This window comes from Paramixta manurensis (assembly GCF_013285385.1).
GTDB lineage: Bacteria > Pseudomonadota > Gammaproteobacteria > Enterobacterales > Enterobacteriaceae > Paramixta > Paramixta manurensis.
Map to the genome: position 1 here is coordinate 4488453 of NZ_CP054212.1, position 21933 is coordinate 4510385.

Genomic DNA, 21933 nt, shown 5'->3' on the forward strand with positions numbered 1-21933 from the left:
CCTATTACAACCAGTTTTTGCGCTTAAAGTAGAGGTAAGGCGCCAGCCCGGCGAGGATCATTAAGCCGATGGCACCAGGATAGCCAAAGCTCCATTTTAGCTCAGGCATAAATGCAAAGTTCATACCGTAACTAGAGGCAACCAGCGTTGGCGGCAGGAACACTACCGAGACCACCGAGAAGATTTTGATAATGCGGTTCTGCTCAATGTTGATGAAGCCCATTGCCGCCTGCATCAGGAAGTTCACTTTCTGAAACAGTGATTCGTTGTGTGGCAACAGCGATTCGATATCGCGCAAGATCTCACGCGCCTGTTCTAACTGATTACCCGGTAAACGCGCCTTCCGCACCAGGAAGTTGAGCGCACGCTGGGTATCCATCAAACACAGGCGAACTTTCCAGCCGATATCTTCCAACTCCGCCAGGGTTGAAAGCGCCTGGTCAAACTCATCGCCTTGTTGCCCTTCCATGATCACACGGCTGAGTTTTTCCAAATCGCTATAGATGTTCTCAATCTCATCCGCTAGCTGTTCAATTTTGGTCTCAAACAAATCAAGCAACAGTTCAAACGCATTGCCGTCGGACAAAATCTGATTACGCGCCCGCATACGATAGAGGCGAAACGCGGGGAGTTCGCGTTCACGCAGCGTGTACAGGCGACCTTCGCGGATGGTAAACGCTACCGTAGAATTCCCGGCGTGATCTTCCGCATCTTCATAGAAAAAGAAGGAGTGGATATGAAGGCCATCTTCGTCTTCGAAGAAACGGGCGGAAGCTTCGATGTCTTCCAGTTCCGGGCGCGTGGCCAGGCTTTGGCCTAACTCGCTCTGAACGCGCTCACGCTCGTGTTCTTCGGGTTCGATCAAATCAACCCATACCGAGGAAACCAGTTTATCCGCAGGCTCTTCCAGCTCCAGACGTGCCAGACGGCTTTCATCCAGTTTAAATGCGCTCAGCATAGCAGTACTCCCAATAGCAGCAACAAGTGGGACAGTACGCTTGAACACGGAAACAATGCTGTTTCGATCAGTTTTCTACGCTGACTCGAGCGACGGGGAAATACAGAGGGTCGCTAACAACCACGAAGGCTATCAGCAAAAGAGGATAGCCTTAGGCGTTGCACCTGCGCAGCAGGTTAATGAGCCAGTATCGACTGGGTGTGTCCAAGGCGAGTGTCCTCTTAGGGTAATCGTGCGCGCATGTTACGCTGAGACGAAAAAGGCGTCAAGCGTGCCTTGCACGCTTTAATTCCCACCAGCCGGAACAATTCTCACCCAACAATAATAGGGTTTCTCGCCCAGACTTCTTCATGCCAAAGTCAATAAAATTACTAACCATTACGACATAAATCACCAAAAAATCTCGAGAAATATAGGTACGATTTTCTTTTCAATTAAATATAGAATCACGCACCTGATCAAAATATAGCCAAAAAAAACACAGGGATATCTAATTAATGAAACAAAATTTTGATAACCATCATTTTCGAGAACAATTTCCGGCAATAAAAAATATCGGCATGGTATATCTTGATAGTGCTGCCACCGCGCTTAAACCTCAAGTAATGATAGATACTATTAATGACTACTTTGCTAATAATGGCGCAACGGTACATCGTAGTCTACACCAAACGGGAAAAGAAACGACTGAACAATATGAAGCGGCACGCTATAAATGCGCAAGCCTGATTAATAGTCCGGCGGTGGAAAATGTCATCTGGACCCGAGGTGCAACTGAATCCATCAATATGATTGCATATGGATACTTACAACATGCAATTAAAGACGGTGACGAAATTATTATTAATGATGCAGAACATCATTCCAATCTCATTCCGTGGCTAATGGTGGCAAAAATTAAAGGCGCAAAGATCGTACGCCTTCCCTTACGTGAAAACGGTACCATTGACGTTCAGTGTTTGGATACGCTAATTAGTGCAAAAACAAAATTTATCGCTCTAACCCAAATGTCGAATGTTACCGGATTCATGCCAGATATACAGGCAGTGATAGAAAAAGCGCACCGAAAAGGGGTGAAAGTCGCGGTTGATGGCGCACAAGGTGCTGCACACAGCCCGCTTGATGTAATCGCCAGCGGCATCGATTTCTATGTGCTGTCGGCACATAAAATGTACGGGCCAACCGGGGTTGGCGTATTGTATTACTCTCCAAATATCGCCGATGAATTTTTTCCTGTATACGGTGGTGGACAAATGCTTTCCACGCTCGAAGGAGAAACCATTATTCCCAAAAAATCGCCGTTTAAATATGAAGCCGGCACACCCAATATCGCCGGTATTCTGGGTTTTGGTGCCGTATTGGATTGGTTGAAAAACTACGATATGGAAGTGCTAAAAAATCACAGCAAACAACTTGTCGATATTATCGATCGCGAACTGCAAAGCACTGTTCCCGGCTATATTCGCTATTCTCAACCGGGAAGTAGTATTCTCTCCTTTAATATTTCAGGGCTACACCATGTTGATTTTTCAACGCTACTTTCTGAATTTGGCATTTCTATTCGCTCAGGAAAACATTGTGCCATTCCACTAATGAAGCATTTTGGAATTAGTGGGACGTTACGTGCCTCGCTGGCGCCTTATAATAATGAAAGCGACGCCTTTCATTTTATTGACGCTATTAAACAAACATTAAAAATTTTAAGACCATAATGAAATCCATTACTATTCCAGATAATCTAATTGATCTATTCAGTCAGTGCGATACGCTTAGCAAAAAATACATCACGATTATGCTTCAGGCTCCGGCGATCCCCCCGATCCCCGACGGAGAAAAAGCAAAAGAGTTGTTTAATTGCCAAAACGTTGCCTATGTATTTACCCGGCAGATGGATAAGCATACCCTCTACTTCGCCGGTGATAGCGATAGTATTTTAATTAAGGGGCTAATGTCGATAATGTTCACCTGCATTAACTACCCGGCAAACCGCGATATCACCCGTTACAATATCGCCCGTATCTTCCAGACGCTGGGGATTGAAAAGCATTACGAAGAATCACTGCCAATGGGACTTGGGCTAGTAGTGGATGAAGTCGAATCAGCCCTCCTCACAGCCAAGTGAAGAAGCGGAAAATGGCTAACTCAGGGTAGCCATAAATTAACAACTCTCCAGCCGGGCATAGGCCGCCACCAGCCATTTGATCCCCTGCCCCTGAAAGGCCACCTGCAACCGGCTATGTTCTCCACTGCCCTCCAGATTGATAATCGTCCCTTCGCCAAATTTGGCGTGGCGCACCCGCTGCCCAAGAGCAAAACCGCTGTCGCTTTTCGTAACCGGGGTGCCCATCCGCTGATGATTGGCCGGGCGGCTAATGCTGGCGCGGAGGCGCACCTCTTCCACACACTCTTCCGGCAGCTCGCCAATAAAGCGCGACGGACGATGGTACACTTCTTTGCCATACAGGCGCCGCGTTTCGGCGTAGGTTAGCGTTAACTTGATCATGGCGCGCGTTACGCCAACGTAGGCCAGCCGACGTTCCTCTTCCAGCCGACCGCCCTCATCCAACGCCATCTGGCTAGGGAACATGCCCTCTTCCATGCCCACAATGAAAACCTGGCTAAACTCGAGGCCTTTTGCCGCGTGCATGGTCATCAGTTGTACCGCGTCCTGCCACTTATCCGCCTGCCCCTCGCCCGCCTCTAGCGCGGCATGAGAGAGAAAGGCCTGCAACGGTAACAAATCTTCATCTTCGTCTTGGTAGCTATATTGCCGGGTCGCGTTCACCAGCTCTTCCAGGTTTTCTATACGCGCCTGGCCCTTCTCGCCTTTCTCTTGTTCGTACATCAACCACAAACCAGAATCCTTAATCACCCGATCGGTTTGTATATGCAACGGTAACTCGCTGGTTTCCTGTGCCAAAGAATCAACTAACTCAATAAACCGTTGTAATGCCGAAGCGGCGCGGCCTGCCAGCGCTTTTTCAACCAAAAGCTCCCGTGTCGCCTGCCACAGCGTTAACTGACGGTCGCGCGAGGTTTGCCGCACCACGTCCAGCGTGCGATCGCCAATGCCGCGCGTTGGCGTGTTCACCACCCGTTCAAATGCCGCATCGTCATTCCGGTTAGCAATCAGGCGCAAATATGCCAGCGCATCCTTAATTTCCTGCCGTTCAAAGAAGCGCATACCGCCGTAAATACGGTACGGCATACTGACCTGGAGCAGCGCCTCTTCCAGCACGCGTGACTGGGCGTTGCTGCGGTACAGAATGGCGCAATCATTCAGCGCGCCGCCGTTTTCCTGCCACACTTTAATGCGGTTAACCACAAAGCGAGCTTCATCCAACTCATTGAACGCACAGTAAAGTGAAATTGCTTCGCCATCGGCACCATCGGTCCAGAGCTCTTTGCCCAGCCGACCATTATTATTTGAAATTAAGGCATTGGCGGCTTTCAGAATCGTGTTCGTCGAACGGTAGTTTTGCTCAAGACGAATAGTCTGTGCGCCGGAGAAGTCTTTCAAAAACCGCTGAATATTTTCAACTTGCGCGCCGCGCCAGCCATAGATGGACTGATCGTCATCACCCACGATGATAACCCGACCAGTGTCCCCTGCCAGCATTCGAATCCAGGCATACTGGATATTGTTCGTATCCTGAAATTCGTCCACTAAAATATTGGTAAAACGTTCGCGGTAATGATTGAGGATGTGCGGTTTGTTCAGCCACAGTTCGTGCGCACGCAGCAGTAGCTCAGCGAAATCCACCAGCCCGGCACGGTCGCACGCTTCCTGATAAGCCTGGTAAATGCGCAGCCAGGTTTGCTCAATAGGATTCCCGTAGCTTTCAATATGCTTAGGCCGTAGGCCTTCATCCTTTTTGCCGTTGATGTACCACATCGCCTGGCGCGCCGGCCACTGCTTCTCATCCAGATTCATGGCTTTAATCAGGCGTTTTAAGAGTCGTAGCTGATCTTCGCTATCCAGAATCTGAAAATCCTGCGGCAAATTCGCATCCAAATGATGCGCTCGCAGTAGACGATGCGCTAAACCATGAAAAGTCCCGATCCACATGCCGCCCTGGCTGGTGCCAACCAATTGCTCAATACGGTGGCGCATCTCCGCCGCCGCTTTGTTGGTAAACGTCACCGCCATTATCGAATAGGGCGAACAGTTCTCGACCGCCAGTAACCAGGCAATACGGTGCACCAGCACGCGCGTCTTTCCGCTACCCGCGCCAGCCAGCACCAGCAGATTGCTGCGTGGCGCCGCCACGGCTTCGCGTTGTTTGTCATTCAAACTGTTGAGCAGATCAGAAACGTCCATAAGCACCGTTCAGTCAGAGAAAACGCTTGCGCGTATTACTGGATATTTATACAGATTATTATATCAGCGTGGTCAGCGATGCCAACTGCGAAATTTCAATATGCGGCAGCAAACGTGAATCCTGAATATGCATCAGGTTCCCTTCACGGAGATTGATCCAACAGGATTGCATACCGCAGCGGAGTGAACCGGCCACATCGGTGGTGAGATCATCCCCCACATGCAGGATATTGCCCAACGGCACACCGAGCCGAACGGCTGCCAGATGGTACATATCTTCGTAAGGTTTAGCACGTCCGTCCGGCCCGGCGCGCAGCACAAAGCGAAAGTATTTGTCGAGCCCGAATAGATGAGGCTGGGCGTTACCATTAGTAATCGCCACCAGCGGCATACGCTCCGCCAACGCCGCCAGCGTGATATGCGTCTCTTCCGGCACCTCAATTTTGCTGCGCCAGTGGGCGAATACCTCCATCACTTTATCCGCCCCTTCTGCGGCTTCTTGCGCCGTCAGGCCGATGTCGCGCATGGCCTGCTCTACCGCGCGCCGCCGCCATTCACTGACATCATGATAGATGTCCGGCTCTTGCGCTAACAGCCGGTTACGCAACGTCTGGTAATCTTCGAGCGAGAAATCCTGCAAGGCAGGATGATAGGCCTGTAAAAAAGCGTGCGACTCTGCGGTAGTTTTCCGAATCACTGGATGATTATCATACAGTGTGTCATCAAGATCGAATGTCATCGCCTTGATTGAATGTAGCGGACGATAAAAATGCATCAGGATTTTCCTCGTTTGGCACGGGGATGTGCGGCATCGTAAACCGAGGCCAAATGTTGAAAGTCGAGGTGGGTATAGATTTGCGTGGTCGATAAATTTGCATGACCCAACAGCTCTTGTACGGCGCGTAAATCGCCGCTGGATTCGAGCATATGCGTGGCAAAAGAGTGGCGTAATTTATGCGGATGTACATGGCTGCTTACGCCCTGCTTGATCCCCCACTCGGCAAAGCGTTTCTGTACATTACGCACCGAAATCCGTCGCCCCTGGCTGGAGAGAAATACCGCTTCATCTTCCGGGGCGAAAAAATCGCGTAATGCTAACCAATGTTCAAGCCAAGTCACCGCCGTGCGACCAATGGGTAAACGCCGCTCTTTACTGCCTTTCCCCATCACCCAGACCTCGCCGGAGGCCAAATCCAGGTGGCGGCAATCAATCCCCACCAGTTCAGAAAGTCGCAACCCGGCACCGTACATAATTTCCAGCATCGCGCGATCGCGTACCGCCAACGGATCGTTTAGATCAATCTCTAACAGCTGGTTTACTTCATCGACATCAATATTTTTCGGCAGATGCCGCGGTGCGCGTGGCGTGGCAATCCCTTTCGCCGGGTTAGCCTTCAATTTGCCTTGCGCGACTTGCCAGTCAAGAAAACTACGTAATGCTGAAAGACGTAACGCCAGACTAGCCGGTTGTAGCCCGGCGCGACGGCTACGGGCCGCCAGCGAACGTACGTGGGCGGCATCCAGCGTGGCCCAATCGGTAATGCCCATCTCATCCGCCAGTGCGCAAAGCGCCGCTAACTGATGGGCATAGCTTTTTTGCGTTAAGGGGCTTAACTGCCGCTCTACTTTCAAATAACGCAAAAAGCCCTCAATAGCAGCGTGAAGAGGCGAATCGCCCTTCATGCCCTTTCGACCCAGCGGGAGAGTAAATCCGGCATCATCAATGCTAAATGCTGCAACAACAGCGTTCCCATCCCGGATTGATAGTGCTGATTATCCCGACTGCTAAAGATTAACAGCCCCAGGTCTCCGTGATCGCCCATTAGCGACATCGCTACGGAACCAATCGCTTTGGCTTGCGGTAACAGTAACAGCAGTTCCGGGCCATTCAGGCTGCCGAGGTAGTGCTGCTCTTTCCCTAACCGTTGAACGCGCACTGCTTCGAATGCCTGACGCGAGAGCGCTAGCTGGGTAAAATCAGACGGCGCGCCGATGCGCCATTTATCGCTAAACAGGCGAACATTGGCTCCCGCCAACCCCATCTCACGCGCCCAACGATGTAGACGGTTCAGCATGTCATGCAACGAAGGCGCGGCGGCGAGGTGCCCCTGTAAAGACAACAAGCGATCAAACAATTGATGGTTAGCGGTCGCTTGTTCCATTAACAGCGTGATCTCTTCTTCCAACTGGTTAATGTGGTTGCGCTGACGCGCCATATGCCACTCAACCAGCGAAACGGTACCGCGCACCGGATGCGGTACCATCATTTGCTCAACCTGGCGCGCGTTGCGAATGAAGAAATCGGGATTGCGCAGTAAATAATCACTTACGGCGCTGTCATCCAGCACACTATCGCTGGTTGGCTGTTCCTGTTCTCCGACATTTTTCATAAATGAATAAACCCGTCGTAAACGTGTGTGGCCGGCCCGGTCATATACAACGGATGCCCCGGCCCTTTCCAGGCGATATACAAACTCCCGCCCGGCAGATCAACGCGGACTTTTTCCGCAAGGAGTGTTTGCTGAATCCCCACCGCAACCGCGGCACAGGCGCCGCTTCCGCAGGCCTGGGTTTCGCCCGCACCGCGTTCATACACACGCAGCCGGATATGTTCGCGATTCACCACTTCCATAAAACCGACGTTCACCCGCTCCGGGAAACGCTCATGGCTTTCCAATACCGGCCCTAACATCTCTACCGCGGCGGTTTGAACGCTATCTACCTGTATAACACAGTGCGGGTTACCCATCGACACCACGCCGCACATTACCGTTTGTTCTGCGGCACGCATCAGATAGAGATTTTCCGCCTTATTGGCGCGAAACGGTACCTGCTGCGGATCAAAATTAGGCTCGCCCATATTAACCCGAACCCGCTCATCTTCAGTGACGCTGAGCACCATCCGACCGGTTTGCGTGCTGACGCGAATATCGCTCTTATTGGTCAGCCCTTTCAGGCGGACAAAACGGGCAAAACAGCGCGCACCATTGCCGCACTGTGCCACTTCACTGCCATCGGCATTGAAAATACGGTAATGAAAATCGAGATCGGGATCGTAAGGCGGTTCCACAATCAATAGTTGATCGAAGCCGATCCCCAGATGACGATCGGCCAGACGGCGAATCAGCTCCGGAGAGAAATAGACGTTTTGCGTCACGGCATCAACCACCATGAAATCATTGCCCAGACCGTGCATTTTTGAGAACTGCATTTTCTGCTCCGCCGATTGCGCCATGATTATTGCGCCGTTTGTGTGCCCGTCAGCGGGTTAGTTTGTGGCTGCGACTGCGACGGCTGTTGAGCAGGTTGTTCTACCTGGCCCGACGGTGTCTGCTGCTGAGTCGGTGACGTGCTCTGTTCTGGCTGAGCCGACGTTTCACTCTGCTGGGTTTGCGGCTGAACCGGTTGTTCTACCGGCTTCTGCGGTTGTTCTTTTGGCGGAAAATAGAGCGGCCCTTTCAACCCGCAGCCGGCCAAACTCGCCAGCGCCAGCGCCAGCGCCAGCCGGCAAATCATTTTACTCATTCTCATTCTGCTCATGATTAATGCTGTATCAGGTTGCTTATCATCGCAGGTGAACTCTGAAAAGCAATAGGAATTGATGATTCGCACCCTTCCGTTATGGCGATAATACCGGTGTATACCCTAAATAATTCGAGCGGCAGGAAGGCGGCGACGCAGCGAGTCCCTGGTCAAAGCCAACGCGCATGCAACTTGAAGTATGACGGGTATATTTTGCAAACCGAGACACCACGTTATACTCAGCCAAACGACAAAGGAAGCAATGATGAACGACAGTGAATTTCACCAACTGGCTGACGGCCTGATGTTATCCATCGAAGAGCATCTCGACGCCTACGATGGCGACAGCGATATTGATTACGAAACGCACGGCGGCATCATGACGCTGAGCTTCGAAAACGGTAGCAAAATTGTCATTAACCGCCAGGAGCCGCTTCATCAAGTTTGGCTGGCGACCAAAGGTGGCGGCTATCACTTTGATTATAAAGGCGACAAGTGGATATGCGACCGCAGCGGTTTTGATTTTTGGCAACTGCTGGAAGAAGCCTGTAGCGCACAGTCAGGCGAGCAAATCAGCTTCAACTAGGCCGCAAGGGCGGTGGTTTCGCGCCGCCCGGCCTTACATCTGGTAGCGCTGGAGATAATCGACGTTGTCATTGTCCGGCATGGTTGCGCACAATTGTGTCAAAGCCTGGCTACGAAAGGGAATGACCTGTAAGCGCTCATCGGCTTTCACAATTTGATAAAATTGCGGCAAATTGAAATTGATAAAGCTAGAGCCATAGGTAAAGCGGTCATGCGAGGAAGAGTAAAAGCGGCTGACATCACGCACCAATTCCTCTTTACTCCCTTCGCAATGGTGGTAAATCTCCACGCGGTTGGCCTCATCCAGAATATAGATATTGAAGCCGCGATCGTCGGTAGTATCTTCAAAGAAGAACTGAATGATGCCTTCGCTGGCGTACCCATTCACTACCGCCGGTAAGCGTGTCTGATCGGTTTCCACCTTGATCGACAGGCCATGCAGTTTGTTATTCGAAATCGCGCCGTAAAATTCCACCGCGTTCTCCAGTTTTTGAACTGAAACGCTCAGGCGCTCAAAAAACAACCCCCAGGTTTGCCCGGCAACGCGTAAGGCTTTAAACCGCCCCGGTTCTTGCCGTGTGCTAGAGAGGCGCAACTCAATACATTCCGATACTAACTGCTGAACGCGCGTGCGAATTAAACCGCGTAAATGCTGGCTGTAGCAAAAAACTTCAACCGCATCCGGCGGCGCGGCATCCTGATGCATTTTGCCAAGAATGGTTTTTAATGCATCGATCATCGCCTGCTCGCCGTTGAAATGTAACGTACGCACCTCATTCCATGAGTTGCGGTAGAGCAGATCGATACTGCCGATCAAGCACTGCTGCTGCTCTCCAAAGCTGAACACATCCAGCTTACGGAAATCAAAATGCACCACCTGATTGCGAAACGCCGCAGTCGGATCATATTCGAGATTGACAATAATCGACAGGTGACGAATCTCGCAGGGGCTATATAGCGCTTTTGGCGTCGGCGCGGGCAAGCGCAGCGGGAAGTGGCTCGAAACATCCGCCACCAGTTCCTGCAAACGCGCCAGGTCGCAAATTTCATTGCCTTTAATGTGCAAACGCGTTTTATCGGTCAACAACCCGTTAAACCAAGCCCACGCCACCAACTTATTCAGGTAACGGTTATATTCGAGCGGCTGGTGGCTAATGATCGAGCTCATATCCGGCGACTGGTTATAAAGATACCAGCCCGCCCGGTTGGCGCGCCCGTTCGGGACATGAATAAAGGTCAAATGCTGTTCAGACAGGTCAGGTGAAATTTGCGGATTGACCAGCGTCACTTTACCCGGCAACGCTTCAAAGGCCGCGTACAACTTACGGGTCAACACCCCAATGTCTTGTGGGCTGGCGCTGACGCTTAAATTGTTGCGCCGGGCAAAACGGATCAGATTACGATAACTCTGCATCATCGCATCCAGCAATTCATTATGCGCCTCGCGTACACGTTCAATCTTCCAGTCCGCCCGGCTATCAAGAATGGTGAGACGCTCAGTATCCCAGCCCCACTCTTTAACCAGTTGGTTCAGGATCTCACGCCGCCATCCAACATGATGCCGGTTCTCTTCCTGCGACAGTTTTTCACACACTTTCAGATAAAAACAACGGCGCACTAAATCAAGACGCGCATGATCGTCAATACTGGTCAAATAGTGCGTCACGCGCTCCAGCATCATGCAGTAAGGATCAAGGCCAAATGAAACGATCTCACCATCATGCAGACGTTGTTTAATATCCATCGCCAGTAATTGCGTGTTGGGGTACTCCCAAGAATACGCTTCCAGCAGCAGCGTTTTCAGCACCGCTTTATACGGTGAATCGATACTTTTATATAACTGCCACAGGCTGGCACCGAAGTACTCTTCGGCAGACAACGTACCCAAACCGCCCAGATCCAGCCACTCATTCGGCGTCAAAACGCCCTGCGCGTAGAGCGTCATAACATAATCGTCGTAATGCTCTTCTTCTTCGCCCGGCACCATATTCCACAGAATACGTTTACCCGCCATGCGTACCGCAGTGCGATAAAACTCATCCAGTAACAGGATATGCTGAGTAGAACCACAATCCTCTGCGCCCAGGCTCCCGCTTTCATTATGGCGGAAGCGGTTTTCATCAATCAGGAAAAAACTCACCTCGACGCCCATTGAGGCACACCACTTTTGCAGCAGCGTACATTTTTTCTGCAAACAAAGGCGCTCTTCATTATCCAGCCATGCCTGATGGCAGACCCAGATATCCAGATCGGAAATGGTATTTTGACCCACGGAGGAGGTGCTGCCCATTGAGTAAACGCCGGTAATCGGCATTTCACCTTTGACCGGCTCGACGACGGCGATACCGGATTTATCCTGTTGGGCGTTTAGCCAGGATTGTTGGTTTTCATCAGGCGTAAAAAAGCTGATGCCATGTGGAACGTTACCCTCAAGGTAACCCGGCATCTGCGGATGATGATAATGTAATAAGGTTGGCAGCAGACTGTAAACCTGTTGAAAAGCAGGTCCCATTGCAGCCAGTGCGCGATCAACACGCAACTGGTTTATGGCATCCAGTCTCTGTTTCAGTGTCTCAATGTAGAGGTACAAGACGTCTCGCCTGATTGTCCCAGTGCTTACAAAAACCCTGTTTCCGAAATCCGCCGCTTAATCTAAAAATAGTCGTGCGAATTATTGCTGGAAACGTGATCAATCTAACACCTGGCAGATTGACCGTAAAGAAAGTTGCGCTACACATAGTCTAGCATGTTTTACAGTCAACCGGCCCGTCTAATCCTTTTGAGCGCTTTCCCTACCCTTTTAAACCCCGTTGAAACTGACAGCGTTCACCTATCAATGATAGGATAATCAGTGAACTGTCAAAAACGGTAACAAGCATGTTAGACAAAATTTTAAGAATTGCCACCAGGCAAAGCCCGCTTGCTTTATGGCAGGCACAATATGTTCAAGAACGCCTGATGGCCTGCCATGCAGGACTACGCGTTGAATTAGTGCCCATGGTCACCCGTGGCGACGTTTTGCTTGATACGCCGCTTGCTAAAGTCGGCGGCAAAGGGCTGTTTGTCAAAGAGCTTGAGCTAGCAATGCTTGAACACCGTGCCGACATTGCGGTGCATTCAATGAAGGATGTACCGGTAGCGTTTCCTGAAGGATTGGGGTTGGTGACCATTTGTGAGCGTGACGATCCGCTTGATGCCTTTGTTTCCAATCACTATCTCTCCCTTGACGATTTACCGCAAGGCGCGGTGATCGGCACCTCCAGCCTGCGTCGCCAGTGCCAAATTAGCGCACGCCGTCCTGACCTGGTGATCCGCTCATTGCGTGGCAATGTCGGTACCCGGCTGGCAAAACTGGATGCCGGTGAATATGACGCGATTATCCTCGCGGCTGCCGGGCTGAAACGCCTGGGGCTCAGCGAACGAATTCGCTATGCCATGCCCGCCGAAGAGTCCTTGCCCGCCGTGGGTCAGGGTGCGGTAGGCATTGAGTGCCGTCTCGACGATCAACAAACTATTACGCTGTTGGCGGCGCTTAATCACGATGACACCGCAACCCGAGTGAAAGCTGAACGCGCGATGAATACACGTCTGGAAGGCGGTTGCCAGGTGCCCATCGGCAGTTACGCGGTCCTGGAAGGCGATACGCTGTGGTTACGCGGTTTGGTAGGGTCGCCTGATGGTAAAACGCTCATTTCTGGCGAGCGGCGCGGCCCGCGTCAGCACGCAGAACAAATGGGGATTTCGCTGGCAGAAGAGCTGCTGGAAAATGGCGCACGCGAGATTTTGCGTGAAGTCTATCAGGGGAATCCTCCCGGATGACGATCCTGGTAACTCGCCCATCGCCAGCCGCCGAGGAGCTGGTCACCCGTCTGCGTACGCTGGGTTTGGTTGCCTGGAGCTTTCCTTTGATTGAATTCACTCCCGGGCGCGAGCTGGATCGGCTGCCCGGCCAGTTAGCCGCCTTGCAGCCGGCTGATTTGGTTTTCGCACTGTCGCAGCATGTTATTCATTATGCACAACCGTTATTACAACAAGCGGGTTTAACATGGCCCGCCAGCCTGAACTATTATGCTATAGGGCGCAGTACCGCGTTGGCTTTACATACCGCCAGCGGATTAGCGGTTGAGTACCCGCACGAAAGCGAAACCAGTGAAATTTTGATCCAATTGCCCGCGCTCAGACGAGTGAAAGGCAAACGGGCGTTGATTTTGCGCGGCAATGGCGGGCGCGAATTATTGGGCCATACGCTGCGCGAACGCGGAGCCGAGGTTCTGTTTTTGGAATGTTACCAACGTTGCGCTAAACATTATGATGGTTTTATTGAAGGGCGACGTTGGCGTGAACGTGGGATCGAGACGTTGGTAGTAACCAGCGGTGAGATGCTGCAACAACTTTACTCGCTATTCCCCGCGATTGACCGTGAGGAATGGCTGCTGCGCTGCCGATTGGTGGTCGTCAGCGAACGTTTGGCTACTCTGGCCAGGGAATTAGGCTGGCGAAATATCCTGGTAGCCGATGGTGCTGATAACGATGCGCTGCTGCGCGCGTTACAATAAACTTAAATATGGGATGTGCCACAATGACGGAACAAAAAGACTCCTCCGCCATGGTTGAAGAGACTACCCCCGCGGTAGAAACCACGACGCCGCCAGAGCAACCAGAACCGCGCAAAAGCAAAAATACCGGCACCGCGCTTGGCGTGCTGGCAATTGTGATTGCGCTGGCGTTAGGTGCCGGGTTGTATATTAACGGTAAACATCAACTGCAATTGCAGGCCGATGCCAGTCAGGCATTGAGTGATAAACTTACCGCGTTACAGCAGCAGGCCAATGGCGATAAACAGCAGTTAACGCAGCAGTTAGCGGCGCAAACCAACGCGTTACAAAGTGCGCAGGAGCAGCAGAAAGCCATTAGTAAGCAGTTGGATGAGCTAAAAGAAAAAGTCGCGACTATCTCCGGCAACGATTCACGTACCTGGTTGCTTGCTCAGGCGGATTATCTGGTGAAACTGGCCGGACGCAAGTTGTGGAGCGATCAGGATGTCACCACCGCTGCAGCGTTGTTAAAAAGCGCCGACGCCAGTCTGGCCGATATGAACGATCCCAGCTTAATTGAGGTGCGTCGCGCCTTAACCTCAGATATCAGTAATCTTTCGGCGGTCAGCCAGGTGGATTACGATGGCATTATCTTAAAGCTAAATCAGCTCTCTAACGGCGTTGATAACCTGCGTTTAGCGGATAATGATAACGACGATACGCCGATGGATACCGACAGTGGTGAACTGACTTCATCGCTGCGCGAGTGGCGGCAAAATCTGGTCAAAAGCTGGCATAACTTTATGGATGATTTTATTACCATCCGTCGCCGGGATAATACCGCTGAGCCATTATTGGCGCCGAATCAAGACGTATATTTACGTGAAAATATTCGTTCTCGCTTGCTGATTGCGGCGCAGGCCGTGCCGCGCCATCAGGATGAAATTTATAAACAATCCATTGATACGGTTTCGGCTTGGGTACGCGCCTGGTTTGATACCAATGATCCCAATACGAAAGCCTTTTTGTCACAGCTTGACGATCTCAGCCAGCAAAGTGTTTCCATGGACGTGCCGGATTCGCTGAGCAGCCAGCCATTACTGGATAAAGTGATGCAAACGCGCGTTCGTAATCTGCTGGCACAGCCTTCCGCTTCCGCGCAGCAGCAGGGAGAATAAGCAATGTTAAAAGTGCTTTTGCTTTTCCTTCTGCTGATTGCCGGTGTCGTGATTGGCCCGATGATTGCCGGGCATCAGGGCTATGTGCTGATTCAAACCGATAACTGGAACATTGAAACCAGCGTCACCGGTTTAGCGATCATTTTAGTGTTGTCGCTGATTATTATCCTGTTAGTCGAGTGGGCGCTAAGGCGCATGTTCCGTACCGGTGCGAAAACACGCGGCTGGTTCCTTGGGCGTAAACGCAGTCGGGCGCGGCGTCAAACCCATGAAGCGCTGGTGAAATTAGCGGAGGGTGATTACAAACAGGTCGAGAAATTACTTTCACGTAATGCCGATCACGCAGAACAGCCGGTGGTGAATTACTTGTTGGCGGCGGAAGCGGCCCAGCAACGAGGCGATGAAATTCGCGCGAATCAGCACCTTGAGCGCGCATCAGAATTGGCCAGTAGCGATCCGCTGCCGGTAGAAATTACGCGAGTGCGTCTTCAACTGGCACGTAATGAAGATCACGCCGCGCGCCACGGCGTTGATCGACTGCTGGAAGTCGCACCGCGTCATCCGGCAGTTTTGCGTCTTGCCGAACAAGCCTATACCCGTACCGGGGCCTGGGGTTCACTGCTCGACATCTTACCTACTATGGAGAAAGTGCAGGTCATTGATGAGGCCCATCGCGACGCGCTACAGCAGCAAGCGTGGCTAGGTTTAATGAGCCAGGCGATGGCCGATCGCGGTAGCGATGGTCTCAAGCAATGGTGGCAAAACCAGCCGCGTAAGACACGCAATGAACCCGCGCTACAAGTAGCGATGGTTGATCACTTAATCGAGTGCGACGATCACGATACCGCGCAGGAAATTGTACTGAGCGGCCTTAAACGTCAATACGATGAGCGACTGGTCTTGTTAATGCCGCGCCTAAAAACCGGTAATCCTGAGCAGCTTGAGAAAGCGCTGCGTCAGCAAATCAAGCAACACGGTACTACGCCACTGTTAAGCAGTACGCTAGGTCAGTTGCTGATGAAGCATGGTGAATGGGAGCAGGCAAGCGAAGCCTTTCGAGAAGCATTGGCGCAACGTCCTGATCCATTTGATTATGCGTGGTTGGCGGATGCGCTCGATCGTTTACATCGCCCTGAGGAAGCGGCCAAAATGCGCCGCGATGGCTTGCTGTTGACGCTGAAAAACAATCCTTAAGCACACGCTTTCTTTCTGTTTCCTAAGCCGGGTTTACCCGGCTTTTTTTCGCCTTACCAAAAGTAGCGGCCAAAAAAAACGCCTGCCAAACTGGCAAGCGTAAAGATCAGGTCGGTAAGACAACCGATTGGTACCCGACTCAACGTAATGTCCGTAGCACCAATAAAGGTTCGAAAACGCTATTGGCTGAGCGGACAACAGGTACCGTAAATGGCTCTGCGTCATTCCCAGGTTTATGAAGCCTTAGCAAGCATAAGGGGCGGAATGAGCATCTACAGCTAGGGTAATGCATAGTGCATGCCAATATAATTGGATTAACTTAATTACATATTTATATAACTGATTTTTAACGTTTTATTTTTAATTTTCGCTTGTTGACAGCGTAAAGGGCGTGTCGCTAAAAACCGACATTGCCGCCTGTTGGCGTCTCTGCATGGCGACAGGCAAAAGCGTTTTGGGTAAACTCGTTTTTTCTCAGTGAGTTAGCTGTCACCGAATTGAGACAATTAGCATCGGCGCAAGGCTGTAGTGCGATTTTGGCGTGGGCTTCAAACGCAAAAAACCCCGCTAAAAAGCGGGGTTTCGAAAATGGTCGGCGAGAGAGGATTCGAACCTCCGACCCACTGGTCCCAAACCAGTTGCGCTACCAAGCTGCGCTACTCGCCGAAATACTGCATAAGATACTGCTTTTTGCGTGGTGCGAAGAGAGGGACTTGAACCCTCACGTCCGTTAAGACACTAACACCTGAAGCTAGCGCGTCTACCAATTCCGCCACCTTCGCATTTGCCATGCAAAATCTGGGGTGGCTAATGGGACTCGAACCCACGACAACTGGAATCACAATCCAGGGCTCTACCAACTGAGCTATAGCCACCACTACTTACTTCTAACGCGGTCAATCTCACCACCGCAGCTCTTGCGCACAGACTTAATGGCGCGCCCGACAGGATTCGAACCTGAGACCTCTGCCTCCGGAGGGCAGCGCTCTATCCAGCTGAGCTACGGGCGCGTAGCGCCGTTGCGGATGTGCATACTACGGATTTGATCCCATGCTGTCCAATGCTTTTTTAATAAAAAAACGCGTTTGATTACGCTTTGTGCATTCCGTCGAAAGTCACACCGTTTTTCGACCGTTTCGCCGGAAAAAACGCCCTGTTAGAACGAAAAATAAGCAACCGAAGAGAAAAATTCACAGTTGCCCGAGGTAGTGGTACTTGAGGTATTTCAGCAACCTGAGCTGCCGCCGCCAACGCGTCGGTTGTAAAATCAGGCGGTAGAGCCACTCCAGCCCCAAATTTTGCCAAATTTTCGGCGCCCGTTTCACCTGCCCGGTAAATACATCATAGGTTCCACCCACCCCCATATATAACGCATCGGGAAACACCGCCTTGCAATCGCGCATTAACAACTCCTGCTTTGGCGACCCAAGTGCGACAGTAACAATTTTCGCACCGCTTTCCGCCACGCGGGCAAACAGCGCCTCACGCTCGGCAGGAGCAAAATAACCATCCTGCGCGCCAACAATATTTACCTTCCACTGACGCCGCAGTTTTTCCACTGTCTCATTCAGCACTTGCGGCTTGCCGCCGATTAAAAATACCGGCGTACCTTCCCGCCCTGCCCGCTCCATCATCGCTTCCCACAGGTCGGCGCCGGCAAGGCGCGCAAGCTGCGCCTGCGGGTATTTTTTACGAATAGAGCGCACAATACTAATGCCATCCGGATATTTAAACTCCGCGTCAGCAATCAATGCGCGGAGTTCATCGTTTCGCTCAAGGGTGAGCATCTTTTCCGCATTGATCGCGACTAAAGTCCCGGTACGCATCGCGCCATCGGTAAAAAGAAAATCCAGAAATTGCGCCATATGCTGAAAACCATATAACGCCACGCCGCGAATCATGAATGGTGGCGTACCCGAGGTTACATCCATCCTCTTTCCCTTACGTCGTTCCGGCGCCGCCGGAGAGAGAAGTTATTATTGTGGTGCCGGCTGAACCGCACGGCGATGGCGCGGACGAATTAGCCCGGCGCTATCAAATAGCCAATACAAAAGCTTGGCAACCAGAATACAAAAGCCAAATACGATACAGAAGAACACGACGCGGCTGGCAAACGCATCCAACCCCTCACGCGCCAGCACGATCATATTGAAAACCGCACCGAAGCAAAAACTTTGCAAAACCGCTGCTTTGTAGCGGTTCTCTTCACGTTTGCCGCGTTCATACAGCCAATCGAACCATTTGATTATCAGGCCGACCGCAATTGCGCCCGGAGCAATAAATGCCGCGCCGCCCATCACCACCAGCGATCCAATCAATGTGGGCGAAATCGCCAGCCCGGAGTGGTTGTTCAGCACTTCCCAGGTAAAGTAATTGGCGCTGTTAAGCACTATCGTCGGACGATGCGGCCATAACCAACCGGGAATAAAGACATAAAAATCCCGCACCATCGGCGCCAAGCCCTGAAAATCAATCTTGTGGTAGTTTTGCAACAATAATGCCAGGTTTTCCCACGGAGAAAAGGTGTCGCGCGTGAGATAGAGAAAAGTGTAAAACGCTTCGGCGCCACTCACATCAAGGTTATAGCGGCGCAACGCCAGAACAAACATACCAACAATACTGAGCGCGCCCGCTACCGCCAACATCCATAACGAGATCCAACCGCGAATAATGCCGATAAACAAAAACAGGGCAAACGCGATGATGATATTAGCGCGCGTACCGCCGACAATCACATAGGTCAGCAAACCGAAGGCCACGGTACTGACGAGGAAAAATAGCCAGCCGCGCAAGTTTTGCTTTAAGAAATAGCAAATCAACATCGCCGGGATAAAGAAGTAGAAGAAACGCTTGAGCGCCACGCCAGACACTTCACTCGAAAAGATTTGGCTATAAGAGTGCAGCCTAAATAACAGAAACCCGTTATGCAGGAAGAAAACCGCCACCGTACCGAGCGCAATCAACGCGAGTAACAGCCAAATGAGGTGCGCTTCAACCCGATTAATGGTAAACAGCGGATGTGTTACCGTTTCTCGTTTGGCGCGCAGACGGGTTTTATAACTGACGTAATAGATGCCGTAAAAACCGGTCGCCGCCAGCAACGCTTGCAACAGATACTCCGGCGGCACCACCGCGACGTTAAAACGCAAGACTAAAATGCAGGTCAGCGGGAAACCAAAATAGAACGTAAGCAGAAACAGTAACGAGAAGAAAACGTTAAAATTAAAACGTACCCGGCGAAATTCACGCCAGGTTAGCGTCAGGATAAAACCGAGTGACAGCAGGTAAACCACCAACAAGCCGCCAAACTGCGCGAGGCTCATACTGTCTCCCCTTCTGCAATGGTGAGCGCCTGCTTCCAGCCCTGCACAAAGGCGGGGTCGAAAAAGGCAATCTGTGACTTATCCAACTGCGTGAACTGGCGACGCGCTTCGGCTACCACCTCTTCACTCAGTGCATCTTCAGTAAAAAGCACCGGCACCTGCTGCTCAACCAAATCCTGCCAGAAAGGATTTTTCCGGCTCAACACAAACGGCACATTCGCCTGTATCAGTAGGCAAAGCGTACCAATGCCTTGTTGGCGTTCAAAAATAAAATACCCCAGATGGCAGCGTGCAATCAGCGCCAGATAGGCGGAGAAATCAAGCTTATCAATGAGCAATTTCACCGTGCCAGGCTGAAATAAGGCATCCGCCGCCTGACGTATGCGTGCGATATACGCCTCATTATTGGCAGGATACCCTAACGGCACCACGACGTTAACGCGATCGCCAAAGCGCTGGCGTATTGCCGTCAGCGCCTCAATGTGGCGGTTACTGGCATCGCCAGAGTTACCCAGCAGAATGGTAAATGGCGTCTCACCGCCCTCCGTGACAGGAGGCAACGCAGGCATTCGTGTGGGAAAATAGAGCAGCGAAGCGGGCACGCGCGCATGGCGCTGCTGATAATGGTTAATATCGCCACGGGTAGCAAACAGATGCGCAATACGCCCCTGCGCCCGGCGTCGTAACCAGTAAAATAACCGGAAATTCAGGCGACGCGACTCCTCATACAGATCGGCTCCCCACACATGCCAGAAAACCTGGCGACGGCGTAAGCGCCCGCTTAACAACGCCAGCCACAACTGTGGATTAAACTGGCCGTGAAAGAAAAAGCGCCTCTGCCGATCCTGCGCGCGGGCGATCACCGCCTGTGCCAGCGTTTTTTTATCAGGAAAGACGCGGATCGAGAGCGCAGGCCAAGTATTAAGATCGAGATTATCAGCGGCCACCACCATAAACTCGCGGGCGGCGGCGCAGGGCTGCTCCACGCTCATCACGTCATTGAAAAAACGCAGGACCGTTTGATTATGATGCGGGATATTCGAGCCCAATACGTGAATCAGTGTCGTCATACTTTCCGGCGATAAATTAAAAAAGTGCAAAAACAGAGCGCGAAATAGACCAAATAGGTTGCCAGATAGGCTTGCGCCGCGCCGGTTGCGCCATGTAGCGGGATCAACCAACGCGAAAAAGCCGTCAGCAAGATGAACTGGCTTATCTCTGTCAAAATATAAAAGCGCAGCGACGCTTTGGCGATAACCAGGTATCCGAAAACATAGGCGCCCACTTTTAACACATCGCCCGGTAACTGCCAGATAAACAGGTCGCGCATGCCGTAAAATTTAGAGGAAAACAGCAGCCAGATGGCAAAATCACGCAATAGCCAGATACAGAAACTGACCGCCGCCACCGCCGGGATCACAAAACGTAACGCCCGGAAAATTTCACGCGAGATTTCCGCTTTACCGGTCAGCCGCGAAAGCGTCGGCAGCAGATAAACGCTAAATGTCGCGGTAATAAATTGCAGATAAGCATCGGAAATACTGGTTACGCCCTGCCATAGCCCAACCTCCTCCCAGCTATAACGGGCGGCCAGGAGATTTCGCATCATCATCCACGCCACCGGCAATGTCACTGAAGTAATCAACGCCATCAGCGTAAACTTCGACAGTGAGCGCGCCAGTTCAGCGTGCCAGCAAGGCATTAAGTAACCCAGCGGTAAATGGTCACGCCTTGCCAATAACCAGGCGGCGGGGATCACCACCAATGCCGGTACTAACGCCAGGCCCAGTAAGGCGCCGCTATAGCCGCCCAGCCAATGACAAATAAACCACGCCAGCACACCAATCAGGCTACCCAATATCACCGCTAACGCATTACCTTGCGCGTCACGAAACCCTTTCATGATAGCCAGCGAGAGGTTTGCCCAGGCAATCCCCATTTGTAGAAAAGCCACCAGACGAATCACGTCCTGGTAACCGTTGTGCCCAAATAATCCCTCGCTGATCGGTTCTGCGGCTAGCAGGAAAACCAGCGCCAACAAGGTTGAAAACCCAAGCACCATCGCTGATGCGGTGCCGGTTACCGCTTTTAAACGCGCAGGCTGTTGCTGATATTCCGCCACATATTTAGTCACGCCGTTAAAGATACCGGCACCGGCGAGTACCCCTAATACTGTAATTAACTGGCGAAAATTCCCCGCTTGCCCCACGCCGCCAGGACCATAACTGACCGCCAGTAATTTCACCACCGCCAGCCCGGTCACAATCTTTACCAAGGTAGAGGCGGCGGTCCATACCGATGCTTTAGCAATAGACAT

At 51.7% G+C, this 21933-nt stretch carries 18 protein-coding genes, 4 tRNA genes and 1 pseudogene; 7 read left to right on the plus strand and 16 right to left on the minus strand.

Annotated elements, in window-relative coordinates; all coding sequences use genetic code 11:
* Positions 1-4: 4 nt before the first annotated feature.
* Positions 5-958, minus strand: coding sequence for a magnesium/cobalt transporter CorA (gene corA / locus PMPD1_RS21530; RefSeq protein ID WP_173635962.1), 954 nt, complete (start codon positions 956-958; stop codon positions 5-7).
* A gap of 497 nt (positions 959-1455) precedes the next feature.
* On the opposite strand from corA, the gene csdA reads away from it, so the two are divergent.
* Together csdA and PMPD1_RS21540 are read left to right on the plus strand one after the other, a co-directional pair.
* A complete protein-coding gene (csdA, locus tag PMPD1_RS21535) occupies positions 1456-2670 on the plus strand; it encodes a cysteine desulfurase CsdA (protein ID WP_173635963.1) in 1215 nt (404 codons plus the stop codon).
* Complete coding sequence (locus PMPD1_RS21540; RefSeq protein WP_173635964.1) at positions 2670-3080, plus strand: SufE family protein; 411 nt, start codon at positions 2670-2672, stop codon at positions 3078-3080. Before csdA ends, PMPD1_RS21540 begins: the two co-directional genes overlap by 1 nt.
* A gap of 36 nt (positions 3081-3116) precedes the next feature.
* Here PMPD1_RS21540 and uvrD read toward each other — a convergent pair whose 3' ends face one another.
* The 6 genes and pseudogenes from uvrD to lptM form a co-directional block, all read right to left on the minus strand.
* Positions 3117-5279 (minus strand): DNA helicase II, encoded by a 2163-nt coding sequence (uvrD, locus tag PMPD1_RS21545; RefSeq protein WP_173635965.1) that lies wholly within the window; start codon positions 5277-5279, stop codon positions 3117-3119.
* Between the two features lie 58 nt (positions 5280-5337).
* The gene (gene yigB, locus PMPD1_RS21550; protein WP_173635966.1) at positions 5338-6054 is read right to left on the minus strand and encodes a 5-amino-6-(5-phospho-D-ribitylamino)uracil phosphatase YigB; all 717 of its coding nucleotides are present in this window, start codon (positions 6052-6054) and stop codon (positions 5338-5340) included.
* On the minus strand, positions 6054-6962 hold the full coding sequence (xerC, locus tag PMPD1_RS21555) for a tyrosine recombinase XerC (protein WP_173635967.1): 909 nt from the start codon (positions 6960-6962) through the stop codon (positions 6054-6056). The genes yigB and xerC overlap by 1 nt, the downstream gene beginning before the upstream one ends.
* Positions 6959-7669 carry a DUF484 domain-containing protein gene (locus PMPD1_RS21560; protein WP_173635968.1) on the minus strand — a complete coding sequence of 237 codons (711 nt, stop codon included), beginning with the start codon at positions 7667-7669 and terminating at the stop codon, positions 6959-6961. The genes xerC and PMPD1_RS21560 overlap by 4 nt, the downstream gene beginning before the upstream one ends.
* Positions 7666-8490, minus strand: a complete 825-nt coding sequence (gene dapF / locus PMPD1_RS21565; RefSeq protein WP_173635969.1) for a diaminopimelate epimerase — start codon at positions 8488-8490, stop codon at positions 7666-7668. The genes PMPD1_RS21560 and dapF overlap by 4 nt, the downstream gene beginning before the upstream one ends.
* Positions 8491-8627: 137 nt before the next feature.
* Positions 8628-8804 (minus strand): annotated as a pseudogene (lptM, locus tag PMPD1_RS22900) (LPS translocon maturation chaperone LptM); the annotation flags it as partial.
* Between the two features lie 262 nt (positions 8805-9066).
* Between lptM and cyaY the strand changes: the two are divergent.
* Positions 9067-9387, plus strand: a complete 321-nt coding sequence (gene cyaY / locus PMPD1_RS21575) for an iron donor protein CyaY (RefSeq protein ID WP_173636313.1) — start codon at positions 9067-9069, stop codon at positions 9385-9387.
* A 33-nt stretch (positions 9388-9420) separates the two neighbouring features.
* Here the strand turns inward: cyaY and PMPD1_RS21580 are convergent, their stop codons facing one another.
* Complete coding sequence (locus PMPD1_RS21580; RefSeq protein ID WP_173635971.1) at positions 9421-11976, minus strand: class I adenylate cyclase; 2556 nt, start codon at positions 11974-11976, stop codon at positions 9421-9423.
* Positions 11977-12263: 287 nt separating this feature from the next.
* On the opposite strand from PMPD1_RS21580, the gene hemC reads away from it, so the two are divergent.
* Genes hemC through hemY form a run of 4 tightly spaced genes read left to right on the plus strand, consistent with a single transcriptional unit; the run spans position 12264 to position 16293 of the window.
* Positions 12264-13205, plus strand: a complete 942-nt coding sequence (gene hemC / locus PMPD1_RS21585; RefSeq protein ID WP_173635972.1) for a hydroxymethylbilane synthase — start codon at positions 12264-12266, stop codon at positions 13203-13205.
* Positions 13202-13942, plus strand: a complete 741-nt coding sequence (hemD, locus tag PMPD1_RS21590) for a uroporphyrinogen-III synthase (RefSeq protein WP_173635973.1) — start codon at positions 13202-13204, stop codon at positions 13940-13942. Before hemC ends, hemD begins: the two co-directional genes overlap by 4 nt.
* 23 nt (positions 13943-13965) lie before the next feature.
* A complete protein-coding gene (hemX, locus tag PMPD1_RS21595; RefSeq protein ID WP_173635974.1) occupies positions 13966-15099 on the plus strand; it encodes a uroporphyrinogen-III C-methyltransferase in 1134 nt (377 codons plus the stop codon).
* A 3-nt stretch (positions 15100-15102) separates the two neighbouring features.
* The gene (gene hemY / locus PMPD1_RS21600; protein WP_173635975.1) at positions 15103-16293 is read left to right on the plus strand and encodes a protoheme IX biogenesis protein HemY; all 1191 of its coding nucleotides are present in this window, start codon (positions 15103-15105) and stop codon (positions 16291-16293) included.
* Between the two features lie 589 nt (positions 16294-16882).
* On the opposite strand, the gene PMPD1_RS21605 is transcribed toward hemY, so the two are convergent.
* The 8 genes from PMPD1_RS21605 to wzxE all read right to left on the minus strand — a co-directional run bounded on the left by PMPD1_RS21605 (position 16883) and on the right by wzxE (position 21933).
* Positions 16883-16959, minus strand: a tRNA-Pro gene (locus PMPD1_RS21605).
* A 29-nt stretch (positions 16960-16988) separates the two neighbouring features.
* Positions 16989-17075: transfer RNA gene (locus PMPD1_RS21610), tRNA-Leu, on the minus strand.
* A gap of 17 nt (positions 17076-17092) precedes the next feature.
* Positions 17093-17168, minus strand: a tRNA-His gene (locus PMPD1_RS21615).
* A gap of 58 nt (positions 17169-17226) precedes the next feature.
* Positions 17227-17303 (minus strand) — tRNA-Arg (locus PMPD1_RS21620).
* A 180-nt stretch (positions 17304-17483) separates the two neighbouring features.
* Positions 17484-18224 carry a lipopolysaccharide N-acetylmannosaminouronosyltransferase gene (gene wecG / locus PMPD1_RS21625; protein ID WP_173635976.1) on the minus strand — a complete coding sequence of 247 codons (741 nt, stop codon included), beginning with the start codon at positions 18222-18224 and terminating at the stop codon, positions 17484-17486.
* A gap of 45 nt (positions 18225-18269) precedes the next feature.
* Positions 18270-19616 (minus strand): ECA oligosaccharide polymerase, encoded by a 1347-nt coding sequence (wzyE, locus tag PMPD1_RS21630; protein WP_173635977.1) that lies wholly within the window; start codon positions 19614-19616, stop codon positions 18270-18272.
* Positions 19613-20686 (minus strand): TDP-N-acetylfucosamine:lipid II N-acetylfucosaminyltransferase, encoded by a 1074-nt coding sequence (gene wecF, locus PMPD1_RS21635; protein WP_173635978.1) that lies wholly within the window; start codon positions 20684-20686, stop codon positions 19613-19615. The genes wzyE and wecF overlap by 4 nt, the downstream gene beginning before the upstream one ends.
* A complete protein-coding gene (gene wzxE, locus PMPD1_RS21640) occupies positions 20683-21933 on the minus strand; it encodes a lipid III flippase WzxE (protein ID WP_173635979.1) in 1251 nt (416 codons plus the stop codon). The genes wecF and wzxE overlap by 4 nt, the downstream gene beginning before the upstream one ends.